Origin of the sequence: Fodinibius sp. (assembly GCF_041642155.1) — a bacterium.
Taxonomy (GTDB): Bacteria; Bacteroidota; Rhodothermia; order Balneolales; family Balneolaceae; genus Fodinibius.
This window is the reverse complement of record NZ_JBEPWZ010000184.1, coordinates 1-5,802: the sequence shown is the minus strand read 5'-3', so window position 1 is coordinate 5,802 and position 5,802 is coordinate 1. Positions and strand designations below refer to the sequence as shown.

The window sequence follows — 5,802 nt, the reverse complement described above, 5'->3', positions numbered from 1 at the left end:
TCACTTGAAAATTTCCTGAACCCGGGCAGCGAGGCTGGTCCCGGAACCGGCTTGAAGGTTCAACTTTCCCGCATGTTGGGGAGGGAGCCATCCGGGCCGGTGACTTGAACGGCGGGTGACCGTATTCTAGCCTGGTTTGGAACCGGCTGTATTATCAAATATCAATAAAATTAGATTTATGCATCGTACTGGTATACGTATAGTTACATTTATTCTTTCGGCTGTCGTGCTGATCGCCGCGGCCTGTACTACCACATCCAATACTACTGGTTCCCCTGAAACCCCGCAAGAAGATACCGCACCCAAAGACGACGCACTGCCGGACTGGTTTAGCGAAGAATCGGTGATTTACGACAGCAGTGGCGTTCAGGCCTATGCCGGTGCGATAGGCACTGATGCGGCTTCTGCAGAGACCAAAGCGGTGACACAGGCAACTACCGTGCTAAAGCAGTCGATATCCGACAGGCTTGAAACCGTACGGACGGAAGCTGTTCAAGAGTTGGGCATGGAGTCTGGTTTGACGAATGCCGATTTTTTAATTGACCTCCGCAAGGCTGACGGTGCGGTGGATGATATAGTGTCCATCCAGCAAACCGATACGATGCCGGTGGAAGGACAGAATAGCGTACGGGGACTGGCGGCGGTTGAGCTTTCGAAAGAAGAACTTATGGAGCAGTTGAATAAACGAATGTCCGATCATGAGGACACCTGGAATGCCTTGAAGGAGTCCGGGGCATTTCAGGAATTTTAGTCCACACGGCTCCTTTTTCACCCGGAATTCCGGGAATGATTGTTGCGAAACTGCTCAGCGGCCTACTTGACACCTTCCCCCGGCGTCGCAAGACCCCGAAATTCCGGAAAAGCCGGTAAACGCTATACATCGTCCTCCCATCCCAATCCTTCGGAAACGTTAATCCGGCGGACCATGGTGTTTTAAAAAAAGAAACCCGCAAAATTTTAAATTTTGCGGGTTCTAAAGAGCGAAAGCTCAGAATAGGGATATATATTTATATATCAGAACTGCTAATAACACCCCGATGGCTCTTGCCACGGGAACAGTTACTACATATTCTCAACAATTTTATCGCCGAATTCAGAGCATTTCAAGAGCGTAGCTCCTTCCATCAGGCGTTCGAAATCGTAGGTTACCTGCTTCTGGCTGATGGAAGCCTCGATACCTTTCTCTATGAGATCCGCAGCTTCGTTCCAGCCCATGTAACGCAGCATAATCACGCCGGAAAGGATAAGCGATCCCGGATTTACCTTATCTTGTCCCGTGTACTTGGGTGCGGTTCCGTGGGTCGCTTCAAAGACAGCCAGGCCGGTATTATAGTTGATGTTGGCCCCCGGAGCGATACCGATCCCGCCTACGCAGGCAGCGAGCGCATCCGAAATGTAGTCGCCGTTGAGATTCATCGTAGCGATGACGTCATACTCGTCGGGACGGGTTAAAATCTGCTGCAGGAAGGCGTCGGCAATGACATCTTTGACGACCAGCCCGTTTGGCAGCTTGCACCAGGGTCCTTCGCCAATGACTTCCGCATCATATTCCTCGCGCGCTACTTCGTAGCCCCACTCCTTGAAGCTGCCTTCGGTGAACTTCATGATATTGCCCTTGTGAACCAACGTAACGCTGTCGCGGCCGGTCTCCAGGGCATAGTCGATGGCAGAGCGGACGAGGCGTTTGGTCCCCTCTGTGGAAATGGGCTTAATACCCAACGAAGTGGTGTCGGGAAAGCGGATCTGGTCGACCCCCAGTTCGTCGATTAAAAAGTTTTTAAGCCTTTCGTTTTCTTCAGTGCCTGTCTGGTACTCGATACCGGCATAGATATCTTCGGTATTTTCCCGGAAGATGACCATATCGGTTTTTTCGGGATGCTTTACGGGACTGGGCGTGCCCTTGTAATATTTAACCGGTCGGACGCAAGCAAAGAGGTCCAGTTTCTGTCGTATTGCAACGTTCAGCGAACGAATACCCCCGCCCACCGGAGTCGTCAGCGGTCCCTTGATAGCGATTTTATACTCTTCAATCGCCTTGAGCGTATCTTCGGGCAGCCAGTGATCATCGCCGTAAAATTTGAGGGCTTTTTCACCGGCATAAATTTCAAACCATTCAATTTTTTTCTGTCCCCCGTACGCTTTTTCAACAGCGCTGTCCAGGACATGGCGCATTGTGGGGGTGATATCGATGCCAATGCCATCGCCCTCTATGAATGGGATAATGGGATTATCACCGACTTTTAGGGAACCGTCGGATTTTTTTTCAACTTTTGTGCCCGTTTCGGGAGCAGTAATTTTCTCGTAACTCATGTGTGTTCAGCAATATATTTGATATTTTATTTGCCTATAAGTATACCAAAAAAAAAGAGCAGGTGCACAGGCTGACCTGGATTATTCATGAATAATATGGAATCAATCGTTATCCTATTATTTGTTAAAGCCATAGTATCCAATAAGGTCTTTTTTTAAACTATTAAATGATGGCTGCGAAATTTGCTCCTGTGCTGCGTTGGAATGGAAATGGATGCTCAAGGTACAAACGGTACCTCTCCGCCTCCATTTCCATTCCGCCTTGCCCATAAGCAAATTTCTTTGTGAATAATCCAGGCTGAAAAGAAAGAAAATGGAACTGCTGCATTTTCACAAATTTTCTGGTTATATTATTAACGTTCAGTGGAAAACGTCTATACCCATATGCCAACTTGAAAGGAGGCCGTCATGATTAAGCCAATGTTCGGGCACCGCCCCAAGCCCAGGAAATTTAATTATCAATTTCGTCACCATGATCCTGAAAAGGAGAAAAGCCGAAGAGAGCGACTAAGGATTGAACGCAAGCACAAGAAATATCACCAGGGGCGTTCGGTTATGCTCTATGCCCTGGGGTTGTCACTGGTACTCTATATCATGTATCTGTTGTAACTTATCTTTCCCTGTTTATCTTTACCGCTCTTCGACCAGGATTAGCGATCCCTACGCTGTCTTGAGAACTAATGTCAAACCTGAAACACAGCGCGTACATTGACCCAGGAAACGGATTCTCAACATTCCATTATACATCCACTGCCTCCCGAAATTTCCAATAAAATTGCTGCCGGTGAAGTTATCCAGCGACCCAGTTCGGTGGTTAAAGAACTGCTGGATAACGCCATCGACGCCGGGGCCGATCAACTGAAAATTGTTATTCAAAATGCGGGTCGGACGCTCATCCAGGTGGTGGACAACGGCTGCGGCATGGGGAAGGAAGACCTCAGGCTCTGTTTTGAGCAGCATGCCACCTCCAAGATACAGGATGTGGATGACCTCTTTCGCGTGCGTACCCTGGGATTTCGCGGCGAAGCCATGGCGTCCATCGCATCCGTAGCGCAGGTGACCCTAAAGACCAGGCGTCCCGGTGATGATATCGGATACAAATACGAGATCTGGGGCGGCGAGGAGAAGTCTTTCGAACCGGCTGCGGTGGATGGCGGCACCTCGGTAGCCATACGCAACCTCTTCTATAACGTGCGGGCCCGCCGTCAGTTTTTAAAGACGGATGCCACCGAATTCCGGCATATCCTCAGAACGGTTCAGCAGGCGGCCCTGGCGAATCCGGAGCTGGGGTTTGAGCTTATTGCGGATACGGATACGATTTACGACCTGCCGAAAAAGCAGCCGCTGAAAGAGCGCATCGCCGAGATGTTCGGCAAAAGCTACAAGGCCAGTCTTATTCAGTTTGAGGAGGAGACGAGCTACCTGACGGTCCGCGGGGTTCTGGCGGACCCGAAACTGACGAAAAAAAGCCGCGGTGAACAGTTTCTGTTTGTCAATGGACGCCCGTTTCAGCATCGCTACCTGACGCATGTAATTTTAAAGATCTACGACCGGTGGACCGGCGAGAAGGAGTACCCGTTCTATGCCATTTTCCTGAGTGTTGATCCCGCCCAGGTGGATGTCAATGTACACCCGGCCAAGGAGGAGGTCAAGTTTGAAGATGAGCGCAGCGTGATAAAGCTGACAAAGTCGGTGGCAAAAAAAGCACTGAACGAGCAGTTCCTGGTGCCGGAGGTGCCGGAACACAGCGAACATTCCCCGCCAACACGTTCTTCGGGAGGGTTCGCCTCTGATATTAGTTTCGGGGGACCCACTCAGAAGCGGAGCCGGGAAAGCGGCCCCGTGAAGTTTCCCTCGCGCATCAATTCCGACCGGTCGCCATCACCACAGCGAAATAAAGATTATTCCCGGCAGTTGTATGATTTTGGAGAACAAGCCGATCCCTCCCCCGGGAAGAGTGAGGAGGGCAGCGAGCAACCCGACCGCATGCGTGAGCGAGGGTTCTGGCAGCTGCATGACCGGTATATTCTGACCCAGACGCGTTCGGGGTTCTGTATGATTGACCAGCATGCGGCCCACAAGCGTATCGTCTATGAGAAGGCGTTGAGCGCTACCGAGGAGGCAATTCCCAGCACCCAGCAACTGCTTTTTTCCCAGAATATTGAGTTTTCCGCTTCGGAATTTTCACTCTTGGAAGAACTGCATCCTATCCTGCAGCGCATGGGATTTAATGTTCAGTTGCTGAGCGGCAACACGGCCATGATAAGCGGCGTGCCGGCCGATATCGATATAGGTGATGAACAATCCGTGCTGAAATCGATGTTGTACCAGTATCGCGAACTGGAAGGTAACGTTGAGCTGGATGAGCGCAAAAAGCTGGCTATTGCATTTGCTTCAAAAACGGCCATTCCAAAAGGGAAGAAACTAACGGATATGGAGATGGAGAACCTGCTGGACCAGCTTTTTGCCTGTGACGAGCCGTATAAAGATCCGTTGGACAAACCGACGCTCGAGTATATTCCGTTAGAGGATATCGAATCCCGTTTCCGCTGAGGGAGGAATGATTAGTCCCTGAAGTAATTGGTTTATAGGATTGTTGCTTTAATCAATTATCTTGTCATTTTGCTCATTCAGGCTGGCCGGGAAACAGACCACTCCCCAAAATGAACCGGGAAATGTACCTGTTCGGTTATTATAAAATCTATAATTCAACATTCTCCATGAACATTTTAGCGGTTGAACCTTTTTACAGCGGTTCTCATAAAGCCTTTTTAAAGGGTCTCAGGGAGCATTCGCGGCACGAGGTGATTCCTGTGAATCTGAGTTATAAGGGGCGGAAGTGGCGCATGCACGGAAATTCGGTTGTGCTGGCGGGGATGGCCCGGGAAGTGAAAGAGGATATCGATCTGCTGCTGGTGAGCAGTATGACGGACCTGCCTTCGTTTCTGTCGCTGACGAATCCCCGGTTTGCCGAGATACCCAAGGTTATGTACATGCATGAAAACCAGTTTACCCAGCCGATGCCGGAGGGGGAGGAGCGGGACCAGACGTACTGTTACCTGAATTACCTGAGCATGCTTTCGGCCGACCGGCTGATCTTCTCGTCGCATTTCCACCGGAATGATTTTCTGCAGGCGCTGCCTGAATTTTTGGAGCAGTATCCCGACGACAAGTACTATTACCCGGTTGACAAGATTGCCGGCAAAAGCATGGTCCTGTATCCCGGCCTTGATTTAAAGCGCTTTGATGCCCAGCCCGACCAGCGGGAGTCGAATGAGCATCCGGTCATTGTCTGGAACCAGCGCTGGCAGTTCGATCGTAACCCGGCCATGTTTTTTCGGGTGCTCAACCGCCTGAACGATATTGACCTGACGTTCGATTTAATTCTTGCGGGGGATACCCAGCATGAAAAACCTGAAGAGTTTGAAAAGGCATGGGAGCGGTATGGGCGACATATAACCCATTTTGGGTATGTTGAAAATAAAGAAAGCT

Annotated in this window: 5 protein-coding genes; 4 read left to right on the top strand and 1 reads right to left on the bottom strand. The window is 50.2% G+C overall.

All coding sequences use genetic code 11. The features are described from left to right. Positions 1-178: 178 nt before the first annotated feature. Positions 179-751 (top strand): hypothetical protein, encoded by a 573-nt coding sequence (locus ACESLU_RS10510; protein ID WP_372638605.1) that lies wholly within the window; start codon positions 179-181, stop codon positions 749-751. A gap of 311 nt (positions 752-1,062) precedes the next feature. Here ACESLU_RS10510 and icd read toward each other — a convergent pair whose 3' ends face one another. Further along, a complete protein-coding gene (gene icd / locus ACESLU_RS10505; protein ID WP_372638604.1) occupies positions 1,063-2,310 on the bottom strand; it encodes an NADP-dependent isocitrate dehydrogenase in 1,248 nt (415 codons plus the stop codon). Positions 2,311-2,718: 408 nt separating this feature from the next. On the opposite strand from icd, the gene ACESLU_RS10500 reads away from it, so the two are divergent. From ACESLU_RS10500 to ACESLU_RS10490, 3 genes are all read left to right on the top strand, one after another. After that, the gene (locus ACESLU_RS10500) at positions 2,719-2,919 is read left to right on the top strand and encodes a hypothetical protein (protein ID WP_372638603.1); all 201 of its coding nucleotides are present in this window, start codon (positions 2,719-2,721) and stop codon (positions 2,917-2,919) included. 99 nt (positions 2,920-3,018) lie between these two features. Next, positions 3,019-4,863 carry a DNA mismatch repair endonuclease MutL gene (gene mutL, locus ACESLU_RS10495; RefSeq protein ID WP_372638602.1) on the top strand — a complete coding sequence of 615 codons (1,845 nt, stop codon included), beginning with the start codon at positions 3,019-3,021 and terminating at the stop codon, positions 4,861-4,863. A gap of 110 nt (positions 4,864-4,973) precedes the next feature. Next, the coding region (locus tag ACESLU_RS10490; RefSeq protein ID WP_372638601.1) for a DUF3524 domain-containing protein at positions 4,974-5,802 on the top strand (829 nt) is incomplete at its 3' end.